At 74.8% G+C, this 20,946-nt stretch carries 17 protein-coding genes; 7 read left to right on the top strand and 10 right to left on the bottom strand.

From position 1 onward, the window contains the following. Positions 1–297 precede the first annotated feature (297 nt). Positions 298–738, bottom strand: coding sequence for a hypothetical protein (locus tag ACF1AK_RS22630; protein ID WP_391500620.1), 441 nt, complete (start codon positions 736–738; stop codon positions 298–300). A gap of 350 nt (positions 739–1,088) precedes the next feature. Between ACF1AK_RS22630 and ACF1AK_RS22625 the strand changes: the two genes are divergently transcribed. From ACF1AK_RS22625 to ACF1AK_RS22610, 4 genes are all read left to right on the top strand, one after another. Further along, positions 1,089–1,880 carry a 3-hydroxybutyrate dehydrogenase gene (locus ACF1AK_RS22625; protein ID WP_391500619.1) on the top strand — a complete coding sequence of 264 codons (792 nt, stop codon included), beginning with the start codon at positions 1,089–1,091 and terminating at the stop codon, positions 1,878–1,880. A 144-nt stretch (positions 1,881–2,024) separates the two neighbouring features. Beyond that, on the top strand, positions 2,025–3,305 hold the full coding sequence (locus ACF1AK_RS22620) for an esterase/lipase family protein (RefSeq protein ID WP_391500618.1): 1,281 nt from the start codon (positions 2,025–2,027) through the stop codon (positions 3,303–3,305). Positions 3,306–3,321: 16 nt separating this feature from the next. Further along, positions 3,322–4,368, top strand: a complete 1,047-nt coding sequence (locus ACF1AK_RS22615; RefSeq protein ID WP_391500617.1) for an alpha/beta fold hydrolase — start codon at positions 3,322–3,324, stop codon at positions 4,366–4,368. A gap of 205 nt (positions 4,369–4,573) precedes the next feature. Continuing rightward, positions 4,574–5,248 carry a TetR family transcriptional regulator gene (locus ACF1AK_RS22610; protein WP_391500616.1) on the top strand — a complete coding sequence of 225 codons (675 nt, stop codon included), beginning with the start codon at positions 4,574–4,576 and terminating at the stop codon, positions 5,246–5,248. Between the two features lie 49 nt (positions 5,249–5,297). Here the strand turns inward: ACF1AK_RS22610 and ACF1AK_RS22605 are convergent, their stop codons facing one another. Together ACF1AK_RS22605 and ACF1AK_RS22600 are read right to left on the bottom strand one after the other, a co-directional pair. Next, entirely contained in the window at positions 5,298–6,440 is a 1,143-nt protein-coding gene (locus ACF1AK_RS22605; RefSeq protein WP_391500615.1) for a methyltransferase, read from the bottom strand. A 101-nt stretch (positions 6,441–6,541) separates the two neighbouring features. Further along, on the bottom strand, positions 6,542–6,733 hold the full coding sequence (locus tag ACF1AK_RS22600) for a hypothetical protein (RefSeq protein WP_391500614.1): 192 nt from the start codon (positions 6,731–6,733) through the stop codon (positions 6,542–6,544). A 112-nt stretch (positions 6,734–6,845) separates the two neighbouring features. Here ACF1AK_RS22600 and ACF1AK_RS22595 point away from each other — a divergent pair, with 112 nt between their 5' ends. Beyond that, the gene (locus tag ACF1AK_RS22595) at positions 6,846–7,676 is read left to right on the top strand and encodes a PIG-L family deacetylase (protein WP_391500613.1); all 831 of its coding nucleotides are present in this window, start codon (positions 6,846–6,848) and stop codon (positions 7,674–7,676) included. A 94-nt stretch (positions 7,677–7,770) separates the two neighbouring features. On the opposite strand, the gene ACF1AK_RS22590 is transcribed toward ACF1AK_RS22595, so the two are convergent. Both ACF1AK_RS22590 and ACF1AK_RS22585 read right to left on the bottom strand, forming a co-directional pair. Beyond that, positions 7,771–10,029 (bottom strand): M4 family metallopeptidase, encoded by a 2,259-nt coding sequence (locus ACF1AK_RS22590; RefSeq protein WP_391500612.1) that lies wholly within the window; start codon positions 10,027–10,029, stop codon positions 7,771–7,773. A 385-nt stretch (positions 10,030–10,414) separates the two neighbouring features. Continuing rightward, positions 10,415–10,708 carry a helix-turn-helix transcriptional regulator gene (locus tag ACF1AK_RS22585; RefSeq protein ID WP_391500611.1) on the bottom strand — a complete coding sequence of 98 codons (294 nt, stop codon included), beginning with the start codon at positions 10,706–10,708 and terminating at the stop codon, positions 10,415–10,417. A 162-nt stretch (positions 10,709–10,870) separates the two neighbouring features. Here ACF1AK_RS22585 and ACF1AK_RS22580 point away from each other — a divergent pair, with 162 nt between their 5' ends. Both ACF1AK_RS22580 and ACF1AK_RS22575 read left to right on the top strand, forming a co-directional pair. Further along, positions 10,871–11,185 carry a hypothetical protein gene (locus tag ACF1AK_RS22580; protein ID WP_391500610.1) on the top strand — a complete coding sequence of 105 codons (315 nt, stop codon included), beginning with the start codon at positions 10,871–10,873 and terminating at the stop codon, positions 11,183–11,185. Next, positions 11,182–11,568: an STAS domain-containing protein gene (locus tag ACF1AK_RS22575; RefSeq protein WP_391500609.1), complete on the top strand. Its 387-nt coding sequence runs from the start codon at positions 11,182–11,184 to the stop codon at positions 11,566–11,568. The genes ACF1AK_RS22580 and ACF1AK_RS22575 overlap by 4 nt, the downstream gene beginning before the upstream one ends. A gap of 76 nt (positions 11,569–11,644) precedes the next feature. Here the strand turns inward: ACF1AK_RS22575 and ACF1AK_RS22570 are convergent, their stop codons facing one another. The 5 genes from ACF1AK_RS22570 to ACF1AK_RS22550 all read right to left on the bottom strand — a co-directional run bounded on the left by ACF1AK_RS22570 (position 11,645) and on the right by ACF1AK_RS22550 (position 20,903). Beyond that, positions 11,645–12,418: a maleylpyruvate isomerase family mycothiol-dependent enzyme gene (locus tag ACF1AK_RS22570; protein ID WP_391500608.1), complete on the bottom strand. Its 774-nt coding sequence runs from the start codon at positions 12,416–12,418 to the stop codon at positions 11,645–11,647. Between the two features lie 184 nt (positions 12,419–12,602). Then, positions 12,603–13,391, bottom strand: coding sequence for a thioesterase II family protein (locus ACF1AK_RS22565; RefSeq protein WP_391500607.1), 789 nt, complete (start codon positions 13,389–13,391; stop codon positions 12,603–12,605). Between the two features lie 39 nt (positions 13,392–13,430). Next, positions 13,431–14,606 (bottom strand): cytochrome P450, encoded by a 1,176-nt coding sequence (locus tag ACF1AK_RS22560; RefSeq protein WP_391500606.1) that lies wholly within the window; start codon positions 14,604–14,606, stop codon positions 13,431–13,433. Next, positions 14,603–15,145, bottom strand: a complete 543-nt coding sequence (locus tag ACF1AK_RS22555) for a nuclear transport factor 2 family protein (RefSeq protein WP_391500605.1) — start codon at positions 15,143–15,145, stop codon at positions 14,603–14,605. The genes ACF1AK_RS22560 and ACF1AK_RS22555 overlap by 4 nt, the downstream gene beginning before the upstream one ends. Positions 15,146–15,275: 130 nt before the next feature. Next, positions 15,276–20,903, bottom strand: a complete 5,628-nt coding sequence (locus ACF1AK_RS22550) for a type I polyketide synthase (protein ID WP_391500604.1) — start codon at positions 20,901–20,903, stop codon at positions 15,276–15,278. Positions 20,904–20,946: the final 43 nt, after the last annotated feature.

Raw genomic sequence — 20,946 nt, 5'->3', positions numbered from 1 at the left:
CCGCGGCCAGGCCGCCGGTCCGGGGAAGCCGCGGGAGGGGGAACCACTCCGGAGCCGGCGACGGGGGGCGCCACCGGTCCCGCACGGCCGCCGCCGGCGCCCGGTTCCCGGCCGGTTCCCGGGGAGGGACGGGATCAGCGCCCGGAGGGCCGGAGGGCAGGTCCACGCCGGTGAACGACGCCCGGAACCGCTGCCACAGGGTGTACCCCTCGCGGGCGCGGGCCCCTGCCGGAGGGCGGCGGGCGACCGCGCCGCCGGTGAACGAGCGCCAGGAGCGCCGGAGGACCGAACCGGCCGTCACGACGCCTCCCCGCTCACGGGTGCCGTCCCTCCGGGGGCCACCGGCGCCGCTCCGGCGGGGGCGCGCTGGGCCTCGGCCGGAGTGGTCGCCCGGCCGATCTGGGCCAGGAGGGCCGGCGCGGAGGCTCCGACGGTCACCGCCGCGTACACGCCGGTGACTTCGGTGTGGAGCAGCCAGCCGGCCGCGCCTCCCAGTGCCACCCGCGCGAGTGCGGCGAGCGTGTCCGCGAGGGGATCGACGAACCTGCCGAGCGGAGGGAGCGGGGCCGCGGCCGCCCGTGCCGTGTGCCGCGCCTGTTGCCAGCTGTGCAACCGGCCGTAGGTGACGACCGCTTCGGCGATCAGTCCACCGCCCGCACCGGACGCCACAGCCTCGATCCACGTCAGCATCAACCCGTCCCCGGCCGACTCGTCCAGCAGCACCTGACGGTGAGTCATCGTACGCCTACCGCGCACTCGCGCCGAGGGCCCGGCGGCGGACGGCTCGTCGCCGGGACCGTCACCGGGACGGACGCCGGGACCGCCGGATCCGCGGCCGCACCGCGGATCGTACGAACGGCTGCTGCGCCGTCCTGACGCCAGTGCACGGGCAAGCGGATCCGTGCGCGCCCTGGTCGCTCGCCCGCTTCCCGGCGGGCGGGGCGTGCCTGCTGGCCGCCGTGGTGCCGGCGGCCGTGCCGGGACCGGTTCGGCCCGCGGGCGCTGTGGTGGCGGCCACCACCCTCGGGGGCCCAACTGTGGTACCGCGGGACGTGTGCCCGCCATCGCCGGGTTCCTAGCGTGGCGCCATGGATACCATCGAGAGCACCGGCGGCCCGGCCGCCGCCCCGGGCGGCCGCTTCCTGGCCGGGCGGAAGGTCCTGGTGACGGGTGCGGCCGGGGGCATCGGCCGGGCGTGCGCGGCCGCCTTCGCCGGGGCGGGCGCGCACGTGTACGTCGTCGACCTGGCGGGCGACGCCGCCGAGGACCTCGCGGCGGAACTCGGCGGCACGGCCCACGTGGTCGACCTGTCGGACCCGGAGGCGGTGGACACCCTCCCGGACGACGCCGACGTCGTGGTGAACAACGCCGGGCTCCAGTACGTGGCGCCGATCCACGACTTCCCGGTCGACCGCTTCGCGCTGATCCAGCGCGTGATGGTCGAGGCGCCGTTCCGGATCGTCCGGCGCACCCTGCCGCACATGTACGGGCGCGGCTGGGGGCGCATCGTCAACATCTCCTCGGTGCACGGGCTGCGGGCGAGCGCCTTCAAGTCCGCGTACGTGACCGCCAAGCACGCCCTGGAGGGGTTCAGCAAGGTCGCCGCGCTGGAGGGCGCGCCGCACGGCGTGACCAGCAACTGCATCAACCCCGGCTACGTGCGCACCCCGCTGGTGGAGGACCAGATCGCCGGACAGGCCGCCGCGCACGGCATCCCGGCCGAGGAGGTGGTGGAGCGGATCATGCTCGACCGCACCGCGATCAAGCGGCTCATCGAGCCCGAGGAGGTCGCCCGGGCCGCCCTCTTCCTCTGCGGCCCCCACTCCGGCTTCATCACCGGCACGTCCCTCCCGCTGGACGGGGGCTGGACCGCCCGTTGACGCGTTCCCCGGCAACCGCGTCCTGGCCAGGTGGCCGGTGCCCACAGCGTGACGCCCGAGGTGGCTGCCACCGACATAGGGAGGGAGGCCGGCCGTTCATAGGGTGTCACGCACTGGACCTCGGCGTGGAGGAGTGGACGCGGCATGGGGAGAAGCGGACGTGGTGGGCGCAGCGGCTTCGGCGGGCTGCTCGCGAGCGTGCTCGCGCTGATCGGCGCGGTCCTCCCGGCGGGGCCGGCCTCGGCGGCGGTGCCCGCCCATCTGACGCTGGAGGCGGCCTACGGCAGCGTCGCCAACGGCTGGGACCGTGTCGAGCGCTACCTCGACACCACGCCCGGCTTCCAGCAGGAGCAGTACCCGCCGGACGGCCGCGGCAACCAGGACGGCCAGCGGCTCACCTTCTTCGGCGGCGTCAAGCAGCCCTACTCCGGCCGGTTCCTGCTCTACTCCGCGCCGGGCTGGAACACCGGCGCGCACCAGGTCCCGGTGCTGCTGGTGCACGGCGCCAACGACAACCCCGACCGGGCCTGGGCCAACCCGGGCGAGTCCGGCGGCTACGGCTGCGGCTCCCTCTCCTGCCCGAACACCGGGCTGATGCAGTACCTGTCCGGGCGGGGCTACCGGGTCTTCGCGGTCGGCTTCGCGCACAAGCAGGGCGACAACCTGATGCAGGCCCAGGCGGTCGGCGACGCCGTCGCGCTGATCCGCGCCAAGCTCGGTGTCCCCCAGGTGGACGTGGTGGGCTGGAGCAAGGGCGAGATGTCCGCCCGCTCCTACGTCTCCTCGGTCAAGCCCTCCTGGGGCCGTCCGTACGCGGGCGACGTGCGCAAGCTGGTCACCGTCGGCGGCCCGAACGGCGGCTACGACTACCCCTTCGCCCACGGCTGGGCGCACGACTTCTCCATCTGGCCGCAGTGCGGCGGCCAGGTCAACGCCCCCGCGCCGCACCTGCGGATGACCTGCTACGGCACCTACACCGCGCACCCGGAGTTCTCCTTCGCCCCCTCGGGCGGCTACGACGTCTACCCGGGGCAGCGGCAGATGCTGGCCCGCTGGGACTCGGTGGCCGGCATCGACCAGACCCAGCAGGACTGGTACACCACCTACTACGGCGGGCAGGGCTTCTACACCGACGGCGGCGGCATCCAGGCCGCGATCGACGCCGGCTCGCTGATCGCCCCGCTGCACCGGGCCGGGGTGCCGGCCTCGGTGACGACCTACCTCATGGCGGGCGGCACGCCCAGCGTCGTCGGCATCTTCAACGAGAACCGCGCCCCCAGCGACGGCGTGGTCTTCGTGGCCAGCGCCCTGGACACCACCGGCATCGCCACCGTCGGCGGCACCGCGCTGATCACCCTCGCCAACCACCTGCAACTCGGCTGGGACGGCGCGGCCAACGCGCAGCTCGCCGGCTGGCTGAACTGAGAACAGGACCCGCACCATGCTCACCGACCGCCCGACGATCACCGACCGACCGGTCACCACCGACCGGCTGACCGTGAACCACGCCGAGATCGAGGGCCGCACGGGCGAGCCCGTGGTCCTGCTCCACGGCAACGTCTCCTCCGGCGTCTTCTGGCACCCGACCATGGCGGGCCTGCCGGAGCGCTTCCGCCCGCTGGCCCCCGACCTGCGCGGCTTCGGCCGCACCGAGCCGCTGCCGGTGGACGCCACCCGCGGCCTGCGCGACCACAGCGAGGACGTGCTCTCCTTCCTCCACGCGCTGGCCCTCGGCCCGGTGCACCTGGTCGGCTGGAGCATGGGCGGCGGGGTGGCCCTGCAACTGCTGCGCGACCGCCCGGACCTGGTCCGCTCGCTCACCCTGGTCAACCCGGTCTCCCCGTACGGCTTCGGCGGCACCCACGGGGCGGACGGGCGGCTCAACTCCCCCGACGGCGCGGGCTCCGGCGCCGGCGGCGCGGCCCCGGAGTTCGTCCGGCTGCTGAGCGAGGGCGAGACGGGCGCCGGATCACCGTTCGCGCCGCGGGCGGTGCTGGACAGCGCCTACGCCGCCGAGCCGCTGGCCGACCCGGACCGCTACGTGGCCGCGATGCTGGCCACCCGCACCGGCGAGGACCACTACCCCGGCGACGTCCGCCCGAGCGCCACCTGGCCGGGCTCGGCGCCCGGCGGGCGCGGGGTCCTCAACTCCATGGCGCCGACCCACTTCCGGATCGACGACCTGGAGGTGATCGACCCCAAGCCGCCGGTCCTGTGGATCCGCGGGTCCGCCGACGTGATCGTCTCCGACACCTCGGTCTTCGACCTCGCCCATCTCGGGGCACTCGGCGCGATCCCGGGCTGGCCCGGCGCGGAAACCTGCCCGGCCCAGCCGATGGTCACCCAGACCCGGGCCGCCCTCGACCGCTACGCCGCCGCCGGCGGGCGGGTGCGCGAGGTGGTCGTCGAGGGCGCCGGGCACACCGTGCACCTGGAGCGGCCGGAGGAGTTCCTGACGGCGCTGGTGGAGAACCTGGACGGGGCCTGACGGCAGGGCGGCGTCGAGCGCGACCGCCCTCACGCCCGCGGCCACGGCCTCGCCGGACCGGATCAGTGCTCAAGCGGACACGCGGTGTGAACCGAGCCCACGTCAGCCACTGACACATGTCAACGACACGCATGAGTCAGCCGCTGCTGTCGTCCCCTAAACTGGGAGGTGAGGGACGACCAGCACGCAGCAGGGAGGAGCGGCCGTGCCGCAGACGGAGTCGGTGGCGTCACCGCCGCAGGCCGGAAGACGCCAGCGGAAGAAGCAGAACACCCGTGACGAACTCGCCAGGGAAGCCCTGAGGCTGTTCATCCTCCAGGGCTACGACAACACGACCGTCGACCAGATCGCCGACGAGGTCGACGTCTCCCAGCGCACCTTCTTCCGGTACTTCGCGAGCAAGGAGGAGGTGGCGCTGAGCCCGATCACCGCCATCGACGAGGCCTTCCTCGCGGCGCTGGAGGCGCGCCCGGAGCACGAGTACCCGCTGCAGGCGATGCGCGGCTCGTTCCACTCCGTCCTCCAGCAGGTCCACAGCGGCGCCCTGGACGGCGTGGACCCGGCCCTGCACATGGCGATGATGCAGCTCATCGAGCGCACACCCGGTCTGCTGGCGCAGCACCTGCGGCGCACCGAGGACATGGAGGACCGGCTGGTCGAGGTCATCGCGCGGCGCGAGGGGATCGACCCGGAGGCGGACCCCCGCCCGCGGGTGCTCGTCGCGACCTTCGGGGCGATCGGACGGGTCGCCACCCGCGTCTGGTTCCGCCGGGCCGAGGGCGATCTGCAGAGCATCACGGCGGAGCTGGAGTCCTGCCTGAGCCTGCTCGGCCCGGACCTGTTCGGGGACTGGCGCTCGGAGCGCGCCGCGCCCCGGTGACCGCGCGGGGCGGGGGCGCTGCCCGGCGGCGCCCCCGCCCGGCTGCGGATCAGTCCGCGGTCGCGGTGGCCGGCGCGGCCACCAGCCGCCACAGCGACGTCACTTCGGACGCCCGCGCCGCGTGCAGCGGATCGGTGGTGTCACGGCTGCGCGGATGGACGGGGCTGGTGTCGAGCCGGTCCAGGACCCGCAGGCCCGAGGCCTCGACGAGGTCCGGCAGTTCGGCGCGCGACCGCAGCCCGAGCCGTTCGGCGAGGTCGGAGAGGATCAACCAGCCCTCGCCCCCCGGCTCCAGACGGCCGGCCAGCCCGGCGAGGAACCCCCGCAGCATCCGGCTGTCCGGATCGTAGACCGCGTGCTCGACCGGAGAGGCCGGCCGGCCCGGGACCCACGGCGGGTTGCACACCACCAGCGGGGCGCGCCCGGGCGGGAAGAGGTCCGCCTCCAGCAGCTCGACGCGGTCGAGGAGCCCGAGCCGCGTCAGGTTCTCGCGGGCACACGCCAGCGCGGCGGCGCTCTGATCGGTCGCCACGACGCGCCGCACGCCCCGGCGGGCGAGCACGGCCGCCAGGACGCCGGTGCCCGTACCGATGTCGAAGGCCGACTCGGCCGACGGGAGCGGGGCGCGGGCGACCAGGTCGACGTACTCGCCGCGCACCGGGGAGAAGACCCCGTAGCGCGGGTGGATCCGGTCGCCGAGCGCGGGGACCGGAACCCCCTTCCGGGACCACTCGTGGGCGCCGATGACGCCCAGGAGTTCGCGCAGCGGGACGACGTAGGGCCCCTCGGCGGGCCCGAAGGCCTCGGTGCAGGCGCTGCGCACATCGGGCGCCCTGCGGAGCGGCACGACGTGGCCGCGGTCCACCGGCACCACCAGCATCCCGAGGATCCGGGCCTGCCTCGACTGCGCCTGACGGTGGAGGTGGAAGGTCTCCGCGGAGGTCGAGCCGGGCCGCGGCGGTCTGCGGGCGGCGCGCCGCTTCATCGCCGACAGCAGCTGCCGGGCGTTGTGGTAGTCGCCGCGCCAGAGTAACGCCATGCCCTCGCAGGCCAGGCGGAAGGCCGCGTCGGCCGTCATCCGGTCATCGGCGGCCTGCACCCGTTCCGGGGCCGGCGTTCCGTTCTCGGACCGCCACCGGGCACGGTGCTCCTGGCCGCCCTCGGTCCAGCTGAGTGTTTCCCCAATGCTCACCGAGACATTCTCGTACGTCGACGGAGCGTGCTGCCCGGCCGGGGGCGCGCGGCACCGGACGGCCCGTCAGCCGCCCCGGGGCCGGACCGCCGGGGCGGCGGTCACGGGCCGCCCGGCGCGGCGACGAAGGTGTACGCGCCGAGTTCGAGGAACAGGGCGTCCGCGAGCCCGGGCACGCCGGTGAGGGGCACCGCGAGCCGGCGTTCGCGCTCTCCGGCGTGGGCGGTGACGGGGTTGTAGGCCCGCAGCACGATCCGGGCGTCGCACGGGAGGGGCTGGTCGAACTGGACCACGACCGTGACCGTGGCGGTCGTTCCCCACCGCCGTTGAGGTGCACGGTGCCCCGTTGTCGGTCCCGTGCCGCAGACTGGGGCCGAACACTCGGCAGACCGAAGGATGAGCCCCATGACCGACCGGCCCTTGACGCTGATGGCCGTGCACGCCCACCCCGACGACGAGGCCACCGGTACCGGCGGCGTGCTCGCCCGCTATGCGGCCGAGGGCATCCGCACGGTGCTCGTCACCTGTACCGACGGCGCCTGCGGGGACGGGCCGGGAGGTGTCAAGCCCGGCGAGGCCGGGCACGACCCGGCGGCCGTCGCCGCGATGCGCCGTCAGGAGCTGGAGGCCAGCTGCGAGGTCCTCGGCATCGGCCACCTCGAACTGCTCGGCTACGGGGACTCCGGGATGATGGGCTGGGCCGCCAACGACGCGCCCGGCTCGTTCTGGACGACGCCGGTGGACGAGGCGGCCGCCCGCCTCGCCGACCTGATGCGGCACTACCGGCCCGACGTCGTGGTGACCTACGACGAGAACGGCTTCTACGGCCACCCCGACCACATCCAGGCCAACCGCATCACCGCGAGGGCGCTGGAGCTGGCCGGCACGGCCCCGAAGGTGTACTGGACGACGGCTCCGCGCTCGATGATGGCGCGGTTCGGGGAGGTCATGCGCGAGCTGGGCGCGGAGTGGGAGGAGCCGGAGCCCGGGGAGTCGGAGATGCCCGAGATCGGCCTCCCCGACGAGGAGATCACCACCTGGGTGGACGCCACCGCGTTCGGCGGCCGGAAGTTCGACGCCCTGGCCGCGCACGCCAGCCAGGGCGAGAACATCTTCTTCCTGAAGATGGGCAAGGAGCGGTTCACCGAGCTCATGGGCGTGGAGACCTTCGTCCGGGTCCACGACACCACCGGCGCGGAGCTTCCCGAGAACGACCTCTTCGCCGGACTGCGCTGAGCGGAAGGTGATCCGGCCGGCGAGAGCGCGCGCTTTCGCCGGCCGGATCACCGGGGTCGGTCACCGGGGTCGGTCACCGGGGTCGGGAACCCGGTCAGAAGATGAGCTTCCAGCCGTCGATGCGGCCCGAGTCGCCGCGGTACACGTCCTGCACCCGGAGCCGCCAGGTGCCGTTGCCGGGCTGCGCGGAGGCGTCCACCGTGTAGGTCTCGACGACGTTGTCCGCCGAGTCGTTGAAATTGCTCTTCTTCAGCGAGTACACCGTGCCGTCCGGACCGACCAGGTCGATGACCAGGTCACCGCGCCAGGTGTGCTTGATGTCCACGGCGACCTTGAGGTCGCTCGGCGCCCGGCCGGCGATCCGGTCGACGACGATGTCCGAGAAGACCGCCGGGCCCCCGTCCGGGACCGGCACGGCGGTGGTGTTCGCGAAGATGCCCGGGGAGACCTTCCAGGTGAACGTCGTCGACAGCCTGCTGTGGTGGGAGGCCTTGGCGGTGACGGTGACCGTGGAGGTGGCGGCGACGGCCGGGGTGCCGGTGATGCGGCCGGTGACCGGGTGGAGCGACAGGCCCTCGGGGAGGCCGGTCGCGTGGTAGGTGACGGCACCGGGGTTGAAGTTGACGGCCTTGATCCGCAGCTCGACGGGGGCGCCGACCTCGGTGACCTGGTCGCCGACGGCGTCGAGCAGGAGGCCGTCGACGACGCGCGGGCCGACGTTGACCGCGGCCCAGGCGTTGGCGGTGTTCTGGTACGTCGCGCTGGTCTGCCCGTACAGGTCGGCGGCGGCCTGGAGGGTCGCGACGCGGGCGGCGGCGTAGTCGGTGGACGAGGTCATGTAGGTGGTCAGTGCCCGGTACCAGATCCTGGCGGCGGCGTCCCGGCCGATGGCGGTGACCGCCAGGCCGTCGGAGGTCGCGGAGTCGTAGTCCACGCCGTTGACGGTCTTGGCGCCGCTGCCCTCGGAGGCCAGGTAGAACCAGTGGTTGGCCGGGCCGGAGGAGTAGTGCACGTCGACGGAACCGACGTCGGAGGACCAGTAGTCCCGTGACCTGCCGTCCTTGGAGGGCTTGTCCATGTAGCGCAGCGGGGTGCCGTCGCCCCTGATGTCGATCTTCTCGCCGACCAGGTAGTCGCCCTTGTCCTCGGGGTTGCCGGCCCAGAACTCGATGGCGGCGGCCATGATGTCGGAGGTGGCCTCGTTCAGGCCGCCGGACTCGCCGCTGTAGATCAGGCCCGCGGTGGCCGAGGTGATGCCGTGGGTCATCTCGTGGCCGCCGACGTCGATCGAGGTCAGCGGCTTGACGTTGCCCGCGCCGTCGCCGTAGGTCATGCAGAAGCAACTGTCGGACCAGAACGCGTTGACGTAGTTCTTGCCGTAGTGGACCCGGGTGTGGGCTCCGACGCCGTCGTCCTTGATGCCGTTGCGGCCGTGGACGTTCTGGTAGTAGTCCCAGGTGAGCTGGGCGCCGTAGGCGGCGTCCACGGCGGCGGTCTGCCGGTTGGCGACGGTGCCGTCGCCCCAGGTGTCGGTCGGGTTGGTGAACAGCGTCCTGGTGCCGGTGGTGCCGTTCAGGTCGTAGGTGCTGTGACCGCCGCGGGCGGGGTCGGTCAACGCGTAGCCTCCGCCGGGCACCGGCGAGGTGCCGATGGTGACCTGGCCCGAGTACTTGCTGGTGCCGACGCCGGTCTCGATGCCCTGGTACTCGAAGATCTTCTTGCCCGTGCCGGCGTCGGTGACGACGTGCAGCTCGGACGGCGTGCCGTCCTCCTGCGTGCCCGTCACGATCGTCTCCCACGCGAGCCGCGGGGTGCCGGACGCCGCCCAGACCACCTTGCGGGCGCTGTCGGCGGCCGGCTCCTGCACCTTCGCGCTCGCGGCGCTCTCCAGCGCGAGGCCCTTCGCCGCCTCGGAACCCTCCCCGGCGGTGGTGTCGACGGCGATGTCCGCCTCGGTGGCCCTGGTGACGCCCTTGGTGGAGCCGTCCGGGGCGGTGTGGACCACCAGGTCACCGCCGAGGACCGGCAGTCCGTCGAAGGTCCGCTCGTAGCGGGTGTGCACGGTGCCGTCCGCGTCCTTGGTGACGCCCCTGACGACCAGCGCCTCCTTCGGGCCGAGGTGCAGCGACCTGGCGGCCTCCGCCCGGTCGGCGTCGGCGGCCGCCAGCAGCTCACCGCGCTGCTGGGCCGAGAGCTCCACCGGCAGCGCACCGGCGAACGCCCGCACCTCGGCGGGCGCCCCGGCCGGGGCCTCGTCGGCGGCCGCGACACCGGCGGGCAGAGCAGCCGCGACCAGCGCGGCGCCGGCGATCAACGCGCTTGCGGTGACGGACTTTCGGGAGGATCGAGTCACACGGAACTCCTTCTGCGGCGGCCGGGTCTGGGCGGCCGGAGTCAGCCGGGCGGTCGAGGGCGGTGCCGCCCGGGAGTGCGGGTGGTTCGAGTGGCTGGAACGGTCTTCGACGTGCTCGCCACGCCCTGCGGGGCACGTGCGGCCTGCGAGGGCCGCTGCGGCGACGGGACGGTACAGTGCCAGCTTTGGTGGGAACACGTCACCCGCATGACGGCAAGTTGGCCGAAATCCTCTCGCCACGGGGGTGCTGTCCGGGAAATTGGCCGTCAGCGGGCGGGCCCCGCCGGGGAGGAACGCGGGCGGGGGCCGGCGCCCGGACCCCTCGCGCCCGTCACGGCGCAGGCCCTGTCCCCGGAACGGGACAGGGCCTGCGTGACGGCGGGCTTCAGCGCAGCAGGACCGAGAGGAGCTCGGCGAGGGTGGGGCCCGAGTCCGCGGGATGGCGCAGCTGCTTGCTGTCGATCACCGTGTAGTGATTGGTGCGGCCGTTGCGCTGGTGGCTGAGGTAGCCGGCCTCTTCGAGGTCGGCGATGATCCGCTGGACGGCGCGTTCGGTGAGCAGGCAGCGGGCGGCGAGGTCGCGCACCCGGATGCCGGGATCGCGGGCGATCTGAACGAGCACGCGGGCGTGGTTGGTCAGGAACGTCCACTGCCGCGCGGGAGGGGTGCCGTCGTCCATGGGCTGATTGTACGTCCCACAATTCACGACGATCAAAACACGACAGTAATTTCGTGCAATGGTTGACAGGCATCACCTCGGGGGCGAACAGTGGAGACACGTCAAGACCCGCACCGCCCGCGCAGCGTCCGTCGCGCGGAGCGCCTCCCGGGAGTTGGTCCCGTGACCCAGATGACCCGGCACGAACTGGAACGGCTCACCACGTTCCTCACCGAGCGCATCGGTGTGCCCTGCGAGCACGGCGACCACGCCGGCGAGGTCGAGCCGCTGCGCCGCCGGCTGCGGCATTCCGTCACCGGCATCGACGCCTACCTGGTCGCCGCCGAGGCGGACAGTCCCGCCGCCGTGCACCTCAGGGACGCTGCCCTGGACCTGTGGCAGGGGCTGGAGCGCCTCGCCGCCGCCTGGGCCGACGCGCCGGTCGTGACCGCCGTCGGCGGGGCGCCGGGCACGGGCCCGAAGGAGCGCCGGCCGTGAGCCCATGGCTGACGTGCGACACCACGCGGGTCGGGGGGACCCTGGTCTGCCGCTTCGCCGGTGATCTGAGCATGGACACCGAGGCCCAGGCCGCCGCGGCCCTGCGCCTCGCGCTCGACGAGAGCCCCGCGGTGCTGGCCGTCGACCTCGCCGGCGTGGAGTTCTTCACCTCCAGCGGCCTCAACCTGCTCCTCGTCACCCGCCGCCGGGCGCTGGCCGCCGGCGTCCCCCTCGTCCTGGTCGCCCCCTGCCCGATGGCCCTCCGGGTGCTGGACCTCACCGACGCCGCGCCCCTGTTCCCCGTCCACGCCTCCGCCGAGGAGGCCGACCGCCTCGGCCGCACCGCGTCCGCCCGGCGGCACGCCGCCTCCCGCGAGGGCTGAGTCGAGCGCCGGCTCTCCCCCGGTGACGCCCGCGGGATCACGGGCACCACCGACGCACGCCTCGCACGTGCGCGTGCTACGCGTTCGGGTCCCACCCCGCGAGCTGATCCATCGGCTCGGTGTCGCCGGTGGTCTCCAGGCGGTCGAGCGGGATGCGGTCGTAGAAGTAGAGGACCAGATCGCTCGCCGGGCCCCGCATCGTCATGTCGCCCGGCTCCGCGCCGGCGGCGAGGTCCTCGCAGCGCACGCCGCCGGCGTCGAGGGTCAGGCGCCAGGAGCGGCCCTCGGTCGCGTGCAGGTCGATGGTCGCCGGGTCGAACGGCCAGGGGACGCTCGTCGCCGAGACGGTCGTCAGGAACTCGTCGACGCCCTCGACCGCGACGTCCGCCGGAAGCGGCTGCGCGGTGCCCCGGGTGAGCCGGACGTCGTAGGTGTGGACGGCGATCTCCTGGACCTGGTGCCGGGCCACGGCCCCGCTGGTCTCCGGGGCCTGCGAGCGGCCCCACCAGGTCCAGCAGCCGCGGTCCGGGCCGGCCTCGCGCAGCGCGGCGAGCATCAGCTCGGTCGACTCGCCGAGCCAGGCGTCCAGGGCCGCGCGGTCGCGGGGCGCGGTCGGGGCGCCCTTCGGGTCCGTCCTCGCCGGGGGCTCGGCGCCCGGACCCGCCGCGACGATGGCGGCCTGGCGGCGGCGGCCGTCGCCGAGGTGCTGCGCCAGTTCGCGCAGCGTCCAGTCCGGGCAGCCCGGGACCCGCACGTCGAGGTCGGGGGCGGACGCGATCGCGGCGCGGAACGCGGCCGAGCGGTCCTCGATCAGCCGCAGGACCTCGGGGAACTCCAGGAGTGGGTGCACGGGGGTGGTGTATCACGGCACTCCGGCCGCCGGGTAGCGAATTCGTCGGAGCCCGGTCAGGGGCCGGGAGCCGCCCGCCGGCCCCCGCCCGGCCCGCGGATCCCTCACGCCCGGGCCCGGCGGCTCGGGTTCCTCGACGTCGCCGCAGGTCGACGGACCGCCAGGGGCGCGGGCGGCGGACGGGTCAGGGCCGCGGGGAGGCCGCGGCGGTGCGGAAGGAGGTGAGGGAGTCGATGAGCGCCCTGGTCACGGGGCCCTGTTGGGAGTTGAGGTAGAAGTGGCCGCCGGGGAACGCGTGGAGGCGGAAGCCTCCGGAGGTGACCTCCGACCACCGCTCCGCCTCCTGCCGGGTCACCTGGGGATCGGCGTCGCCGGTCAGCACGGTGATCGGGGAGCGCAGCGGCGGGCCGGCGCGGTGGACGTACGTCTCGACCGCCGTGTAGTCGGCGCGCAGACACGGGAGGATCATCCGCCGGATGTCCTCGTCCTCCAGGAGGGCGCTGTCGGTGCCGTTCAACCGCTGGACCTCGGCGATGACACCGGCGTCGTCGCGCAGGTGCACCGTCTCGTGCCGCGTGGTGGTCGGCGAGCGGCGGCCCGAGACGATCAGGCCGAGCAGGTCGACCGCGCGCTCGGCCTCCAGCCGGCGGGCCGTCTCGTAGCCGAGGACGGCGCCCATGCTGTGCCCGAAGAACACCAGGGGGCGGTCGGTGCGGGGGCGCAGCACCGTGCAGATGGCGTCGGCGAACGCCTCGACGGTGTCCAGGCAGGGTTCGTGGCGGCGGTCCTGGCGGCCCGGGTACTGCAGGCAGAGCACCTCGGTCTGCGGTCCGAGTGCGGCGGACAGCGGCTGGAAGTAGCTGGCGGAGCCGCCGGCGTGCGGGAAGGCGACCAGGGTGACGGCGGCGTCGGGGGCCGGGCGGTACTGGCGGAGCCAGCGCCCGCTCAGCTCCTGGAGGTCGGGGTCGGACATCGGGGGAATCCGTTTCTCGTGGTGGGCCGGTGCGGCCGGTCAGCGGGCGAAGCGCAGCGGCAGCTCGCCGAGCCCGCGCAGGAAGTCCGAGGGGCGCCAGGTCAACCGGGCGGGTGGGACGGCGAGTTCCAGCACGGGGAAGCGGGCCAGGGTCTCGGTCAGCGCGACCCTGATCTCCTGCCGGGCCAGCTGGTGGCCGAGGCAGAAGTGCGGGCCGTGGCCGAAGGCGAGGTGCCCGGTGGTCGGGCGCAGCAGGTCGAAGGCGTGCGGGTCGGCGCGGACGGCCGGGTCCCGGTTGGCGGCCGACGGCAGGAAGCGGACCAGCTCGCCCTTGCGGACGACCACGCCCTCGATCTCGATGTCGTCGAGCGCGACCCGGTTGGTGGTCGACAGCAGGGAGCCGCGATAGCGCAGCGCCTCCTCGCCGGCGCTCGTCACGAGGTCAGGGTCGGCCCGAAGCGCCGCCAACTGGTCGGGGTGGTTGAGCAGTTCGAGCAGGGCGCTGGCGATGACATAGGCGGTGGTGACGTGTCCGGCGAACAGCAGGACGGAGCAGAAGCCGACGAGTTCCTCCCGGGTGAGGGCCTGTCCGTCGTCCAGCCGGGCGCCGACGAGCTCGCTCAGCAGGTCCTCCGTCGGCTGCCGGCGCTTCGCCTCGACCAGGTTGGTGCAGTAGGCGGCGAAGGCGTCCGTCGCGGCGTGGCGGACCGGTGCCGAGGGGGAGTCCATGTTCTTGACCCGGGTGTGGAACACCTCGCGGTCCTCGCGCGGCACACCGAGCAGCTCGCAGATCACCTCCAGCGGGAAGGGGTTGGCGAAGGCGGCCGCGAAGTCGGCCTCGCCCTCGGCGGGCAGGCCGTCCAGCAGGCCGCGGGCGATCTCGGTGAGGCGGGGTTCCAGCGAGCGCACCGCGCGGGAGGCGAAGGCGGCGCTGACCAGCCGGCGGTAGCGCGCGTGGTCCGGATTGTCCTGCTCGAAGAGGACGATCGGGCTGTCCGGGATCTGCGCGGCCTGCGGCGCGTGCCGGTGGAGGTCGCTGGAGAGCCGGGTATCGCCGAGCAGCCGCCGGGAGGTCTCGGCGCCGAGGACGGTCCACGCCTCGGTGCCGTCGGCCTGCCGGGTGCGGATCACCGGGTGACGGCGGGCCAGCTGCCCGAGCTCGCGTTCCGCGTCGGGCAGGGAGGAGATCTGGACGAGGTCCAGGACGGGGATCATGCCTGTGCCTCCGGTCCGTCCGGGGTGGTGCCGGTGATCCGGGGGAGCTCCCGGAGCCACAGGTGCCGGCTCGCGATGCGCCAGCGGTCGCCGTCCTTCTCCAGCAGGTCGACGTACGAGCCGCTGCGGCCGGTCTCGTGGCTGCCGTCGTCGAGGGCGAAGGTGACGGAGAGCAGCGAGCGCGCCTCGGCGGTGGTCCCGTCCAGGCGGACGACGACCGTGTTGCCGGTCAGGTGACGCTGGTGGGCGCCGCGCGTCCCGGTGTGGTGGCGGTACAGCGCGGCCATCGCGACGACGATCCGCTCGCGGGTGGTGACCGACGGCGGGAAGCCCTCGGGGGCCGGGGTGAAGGTGAAGCTCGCGTCCTCGGTGAACAGGTCGCCGAGCGCGTCGAAGTCGCCGGAGTCGTAGTACAGGCTGTAGGCGGCGACGACGTCCTGGATGGCGGCCCGGTCGGCGAGGAAGGCCGCGTCGAGGTGGCCGGTCGAGCCGGGTGCCGGAAGCAGCGGGGCGGGCGTCGCGGGCGTGGTCGGGGGCATGGGTGACGGTCCTTTCGTCGGAGGTGCGGTCCTGCGGTCCTGCGGTCGTACGGCCGTGCGGCCGTGCGGCCGTGCGGTCGTACGGCTGTGCGGCTGTGCGGCCGGCCCGGGGCCGGAGGTCCGGGCGGGGTCACGGGGTGGGCCGGAGCAGCCCCTCGATCCAGGTGCGCACCGCGGCGCCGGTCCGGTCCGCGTGTTCGCCGATCATGGTGCAGTGGTCGCCCTCGACCTCCACGGCGGTGTGTTCGTGGGGCCAGGAGGAGCGCCAGTCCTCGCCGGTCATCGGCTCCTCGGGCGAGCCCGGTACGCAGCGCGAGGGCCGGACGAACAGCGTCGGCACGGTGGCCGGCTCGGGCTCCCAGCCGCGGAACATCCGCCGGTAGCTGCCGATCGCGGTGAGTCCGGTGTAGCCGAGCGCGGTGAACGCCTGGCGGCGCACGATCACCTCGTAGTTCATCGCCTTGCGCATGCGGCGCGACATGGTGGCCGGCAGGTAGGTGTCCAGCAGCACCTGACCGGCCGGCGCGGTGCCGGCCGCCTGGAGCCGACTGGTGACGCCGTGGGCGAGCCAGCCGCTGGAGGAGTAGCCGAGCAGGACGAACGGCTCGCCCTCCGCGCAGCGCAGGGTCGCGTCGGTGAGCAGGTCCAGCAGGACGTCGCGGGAGGCCGCGAGCGGCTCGCCGGGGCGGAAGCCGGGAACGGTCAGCACGGCGGTGCCGCAGAATCCGTCGAAGGCGGAGGCCAGCCGGCCGAACTGGATGGTGCCGTCGACCGGGGCGAACGGCGGGAAGCAGATGAGCCGCGGGTGCCCGCCGCCCTGTGACATCCGCACATGGCCGGCCAGGCCGGCCAGCTGCGCGAGGTCGGCGCTGACCTCCCGCAGGCCGGACGCCCCGACCAGCAGCGCCTCCGCGTCGTCCATCTGCCCGCGCAGGGCCAGCTCGCGGTAGACGGAGCCGAGCAGTTCGTGGGACTCCTCGGTACCCGGCCGCGGCACGTGGCGCGCGGCGGTCCCGTCCGCCAGGACGCGGGCCAGGTGCGCGGCGAGCGCCGCCGGGCCGGCGTGCTCGTAGACCAGGGTGCTGGGGAGGTCGAGGCCGGTGGCCTCGCCGAGCCGCCGGGCGAGCCCGACGGTGGCCAGCGAGTCGAAGCCCATCCCGCGGAAGGGCTGGTCCGGGTCGACGGCTCCGGCGTCGGCGTGACCGAGCTGGGCGGCCGTCTCGGTGCGGACCAGGTCGAGCAGTTCGGCGGCGAGCCGGGCGGGGGAACGCTCGGCGGAGCGATCCCGGAGCGGGTGCGGCGCGGCTTCGGGCGCCGGGCCCGCCGGGCGCTGCGGGCCGACCGCCACGAGGTCGGCGATCAGCGGCCGGGGGCGGGCGGCGGCGTAGCTCTGCGCGAGCCGGGTCCAGTCCACGTCGGCGACCGTCACGCAGGTCAGGTCCTCGTCCAGCGCCTGGCCGAGGGCCGTCAGGGCGGTGGACGGGTCCATCGGCCGCACCCCGAGCCGGCCGAGGTGGCGGCCGGCCTCGCCGTCGGCCATGCCGCCGGCGGCCCAGGGGCCCCAGGCGACGGCGGTGGCGGTGACCCCGCGCTGCCGGCGGCGCAGGGCGAGGGCGTCCAGGTGGGCGTTGGCGGCCGCGTAGGCGCCCTGGGCGGCCCCGCCCCAGACTCCGGCACCGGAGGAGAACAGCACGAAGGCGTCGAGCCGGGCCGTGGCGAACAGTTCGTCCAGCGCGAGCGCCCCGGCGGTCTTGGCGGTGACGGTGGCGGCGATCGCGGCCGGGTCGGTGTCGAGCAGCCGGGCCGGGCCGGCGACACCGGCGGCGTGCAGCACGGTGCGGATCCGCGGGAGTTCCTCGCCCAGGGCCTCGCGGAGCCGGTCGGCGGCGTCCGGGGCGGCGAGGTCGCAGGCGATCGGCACCAGGTCGGCGCCGCCGGCCTTGAGGTCGGCCCGCAGCGCGTCGAGGCCGGGGGTGTCGGGGCCCCGGCGGCCCAGCACCAGCACCCGCTCGGCCCCGCGGGCGGCGAGCCAGCGGGCCGCGTGCCCGCCCAGGGCTCCGGTGCCGCCGGTGATCAATGCGGTGCCGCCGGTGCGCCAGCGCCGGGCGGGGCGGCCGGGGCCGTCCGGGTCGGCGGGGCGGGACAGGCGGCGGCCGAAGGTGCCGAGCGGACGGATCGCGACCTGGTCCTCTCCCCCGGCCTCGGCCAGGACGGCGAGCAGGGTGGTCAGGGAGCGCTCGTCGGGGGTGGCCGGCAGATCGGCCAACCCGCCCCAGCTGAGCGGGTGTTCGAGGCCGATGACACCGCCAAGACCCCAGATCCCGGCGCCCGTCGCGGAGGCCACGTCCTCGCCCAGGACCGAGACGGCCCCGGCCGTCAGGCACCAGAGCGGGGCGGCGATGTCCGCATCCGCCAGCGCCTGGACGAGGGTGGCGGTGGCCGTCACGGCGCGGATGAGGCCCGCCGCGCCGTCGCCCTCCTCCGTGGGCGCCGCCCCGAGCAGCGAGACGACCCCGGCGAGGCCCGGCTCCCCGGCCGACTCGCGGAGCCAGGAGGCGAGTCCGGCCCGGTCGGCGGCCTCGGCGTCGAGCTCGCGGCGCAGGACCCGGGCGCCGCCGGCGGTGAGCGCCTCCCCCACCGCGGCGGCGAGGTCGCCGGCCTGAGTGGAGTGGACGAGGAGCCAGTGCCCGGTGGGCGCGGCGTCGGGGGCGGCGGGCGTCCAGGGCTCCCAGCGCAGCTCGTGGCGCCAGGACCGGGCGGTCCGGGCGGCGCGGTCCTCGGTGCGCCAGGCCGAGAGCGCGGGCAGCAGGTCGCCCAGCGGCGCGTCCGCGGGGACGTCCAGCAGCGTGCTGAGCCGGTCGGGGTCGGACTGCTCCACGGCCTCCCAGAAGGCGCCGTCCGCGGGGTCGGCGGCGGGCGGCGGGGCCGGTTCCGCGGCGGGCGACGCGGGGGCGAGCCAGTAGGGGCGGCCCTGGAAGGGATAGGTCGGCAGGTCCACCCGGCAGGCGCCGGTCAAAGCCGGGGCCCAGTCGACGGGGGTGCCGCGGACGAAGGCGGTGGCGAGTCCCGCCGCCAGGGTCTCCCTCGGGTCGCGACCCCGGCGCTGGGCGGGGACGGTGGCGGTGTCCGTCCCGGCCGTGCACTCCGCGACCATCGGCGTCAGCGCCGCCTCCGGCCCCAGCTCCACGAACACCGACGCACCCACGGCCCGGGCCGAGGCCACCGCGTCCGCGAACCGCACCGGCTCGCACACCTGACGCACCCAGTACTCCGGATCACCCACCTCCGCCGCCGTCGCCAGCCGCCCCGTCACATCCGAGGCGAACGGAATCGACGGCCCCGACAGCTCGATGCCCGCCACCACCTCCCGCAACGGCGCCAACACCGGCTCCATCAGCACCGAATGGAACGCGTGCGACACTGCCAACCGCGACGAACGCCACCCCCGCTCCCCGCACAGCACCCGCACCGCCTCCACGGCCTCCACCTCGCCCGACACCACCACCGACGCCGGACCGTTCACCGCCGCGATCCCCACCGCACCCACCGACCGCTCCGCGAGCAGCGCCACCACCTGCGCCTCGCTCGCCCCCACCGCCAGCATCGCCCCGCCCGACGGCAGCCCGCCCATCAACCGGGCCCGCGCCGCCACCAGGGCGACCGCACCCTCCAACGAGAACACCCCCGCCACGTACGCCGCCACGATCCCGCCCAGCGAATGCCCCAGCACCACCTCCGGCGCCCCCACCCACGAACGCCACAACCGGTACAACGCCACCTCGAACGCGAACAACACCGGCTGCACCACACCCGTGCCGTCAGCACCGCCGCCGCACTCCCCCAACAACACCTCCCGCACCGAGAACGGCACCACCCCCTCGAACGCCCCGCACACCTCGTCCACCGCCGCCGCGAACACCGGGAACGCCGCGCACAGCTCACGCCCCGCGCCCGCACACCGCACCCCCTGACCCGTGAAGACCACGGCATGCTTGCCGGCCGCCCCCGCACCGCGCGGCACCACCCCGGTCACCACGGCCGGGGTCCCGGCCGCCCGGGGCACGCCGTCGGCGAGCGCCGTCAGTCCGGCCGTCAGCTCGGCGAGGTCACGGCCGAACAGCACGGCACGGTGCTCCAGCAGCGCCCGGCCGGTGACGGCGGACCAGGCGACATCGGCGGGCCGGGCCTGCGGGTGCGCGCGGACCCAGTCGCGCAGCCGGGCCGCCTGGGCCCGCAGCGCCTCGGGGGTCCGGGCCGACAGCACCCAGGGAACCAGTCCGCCCACCCCGGCCCCGGAGGGCGGCTCCGGCAGCGGCTCCGCCCGCTCGGGGGCCTGTTCGAGGATCACGTGGGCGTTGGTGCCGCTGATCCCGAAGGACGACACCCCGGCCCGGCGCGGCCGCCCCGTCTCCGGCCACTCCACCGCCTCGGTCAGCAACTCCACCGCGCCCGACGACCAGTCCACGTGCGGCGACGGCTCATCCACGTGCAGCGTCCTCGGCAGCACACCGTGCCGCAGCGCCATCACCATCTTGATCACACCCGCCACACCCGCCGCCGCCTGGGTGTGCCCGATGTTCGACTTCACCGACCCCAGCCACAACGGCTCACCGGCCCGCTCACGCCCGTACGTCGCCAGCAGCGCCCGCGCCTCGATCGGGTCACCCAGCACCGTGCCCGTCCCGTGCGCCTCCACCACGTCCACGTCGTCCGTGGAGAGCCCCGCGTTCACCAGGGCCTGGCGGATGACCCGCTCCTGCGAGGGTCCGTTCGGTGCGGACAGGCCGTTGGACGCGCCGTCCTGGTTCACCGCGCTGCCCCGCACCACCGCGAGCACGGCGTGCCCGTTGCGCACCGCGTCCGACAGCCGTTCCAGCAGCAGCAGGCCCACGCCCTCGCCCCAGCCGGTCCCGTCCGCCGCCGCCGCGAACGGCTTGCACCGCCCGTCCGCCGCCAGGCCGTTCTGCCGGGAGAACTCCACGAAGGCGGTCGGCCGGGCCATCACGGTCACGCCGCCGGCCAGCGCCAGGTCGCAGTCCCCCGCGCGCAGCGCCTGCGCCGCCGTGTGCAGGGCCACCAGGGACGAGGAGCAGGCGGTGTCCAGGGTCACCGCCGGGCCCTCCAGGCCGAGCACGTACGAGACCCGGCCCGAGACCACGGACATCGAGCCGCCGGTCACCCGGTGGCCCGCCACCTCCGGGGCGGCGTCCGGCCGGCCACCGCCGTAGCCGAGCGCGGAGGCGCCGACGAAGACGCCGGTCCGGCTGCGCCGCAGCGAGAGCGGGTCGATGCCGGCGCGCTCCACGGTCTCCCAGGCGGTCTCCAGCAGCAGGCGCTGCTGGGGGTCCATCGCCAGCGCCTCGAAGGGCGAGATGCCGAAGAAGTCCGCATCGAACTCGGCGGCCTCGTGGACGAAGCCGCCCTGCCGGGTGGCGGAGCCGGCGGCGTCGTCCCCCTCGGGCCCGGTCGCCCAGCCCCGGTCGGCCGGGAAGGCGCCGATCGCGTCGGTGCCCTCCCTGACCAGGTGCCACAGGTCCTCGGCGGAGCGGACGCCGCCGGGCAGCCGGCAGCCGGTCGCGACGATCGCGATCGGCTCCCGGCCGGCCTGTTCGGCCTCCCGCAGCCGCTGTTTGGTCTCGCGCAGGTCCGTGGCGGTCATCCGCAGGAAGTGGCGGAGCTTCTCCTCGGTGGACCCGTGGGACCCGTGGGACCCGTTGGACGGGTTCGGCGCGCCGGCCACGGTGGCCTCGGTGGACATGTGTGTACCCCTGTTCGGTTCGAGAATCCGGTGTGAACGGCTG

It is taken from the genome of Kitasatospora sp. NPDC015120 (genome assembly GCF_043080305.1).
GTDB lineage: Bacteria > Actinomycetota > Actinomycetes > Streptomycetales > Streptomycetaceae > Kitasatospora.
The sequence above is the reverse complement of the archived record's forward strand: the minus strand, read 5'-3'. Positions and strand labels throughout refer to the sequence as shown.

Bases quoted from the DNA above. Each gene is read 5' to 3' on its own strand.
- ACF1AK_RS22630 (WP_391500620.1), bottom strand. From the start codon at position 738: ATGACTCACCGTCAGGTGCTGCTGGACGAGTCGGCCGGGGACGGGTTG.
- ACF1AK_RS22625 (WP_391500619.1), top strand. From the start codon at position 1,089: ATGGATACCATCGAGAGCACCGGCGGCCCGGCCGCCGCCCCGGGCGGC.
- ACF1AK_RS22620 (WP_391500618.1), top strand. From the start codon at position 2,025: ATGGGGAGAAGCGGACGTGGTGGGCGCAGCGGCTTCGGCGGGCTGCTC.
- ACF1AK_RS22615 (WP_391500617.1), top strand. From the start codon at position 3,322: ATGCTCACCGACCGCCCGACGATCACCGACCGACCGGTCACCACCGAC.
- ACF1AK_RS22595 (WP_391500613.1), top strand. From the start codon at position 6,846: ATGACCGACCGGCCCTTGACGCTGATGGCCGTGCACGCCCACCCCGAC.
- ACF1AK_RS22585 (WP_391500611.1), bottom strand. From the start codon at position 10,708: ATGGACGACGGCACCCCTCCCGCGCGGCAGTGGACGTTCCTGACCAAC.
- ACF1AK_RS22565 (WP_391500607.1), bottom strand. From the start codon at position 13,391: ATGTCCGACCCCGACCTCCAGGAGCTGAGCGGGCGCTGGCTCCGCCAG.
- ACF1AK_RS22560 (WP_391500606.1), bottom strand. From the start codon at position 14,606: ATGATCCCCGTCCTGGACCTCGTCCAGATCTCCTCCCTGCCCGACGCG.
- ACF1AK_RS22555 (WP_391500605.1), bottom strand. From the start codon at position 15,145: ATGCCCCCGACCACGCCCGCGACGCCCGCCCCGCTGCTTCCGGCACCC.
- ACF1AK_RS22550 (WP_391500604.1), bottom strand. From the start codon at position 20,903: ATGTCCACCGAGGCCACCGTGGCCGGCGCGCCGAACCCGTCCAACGGG.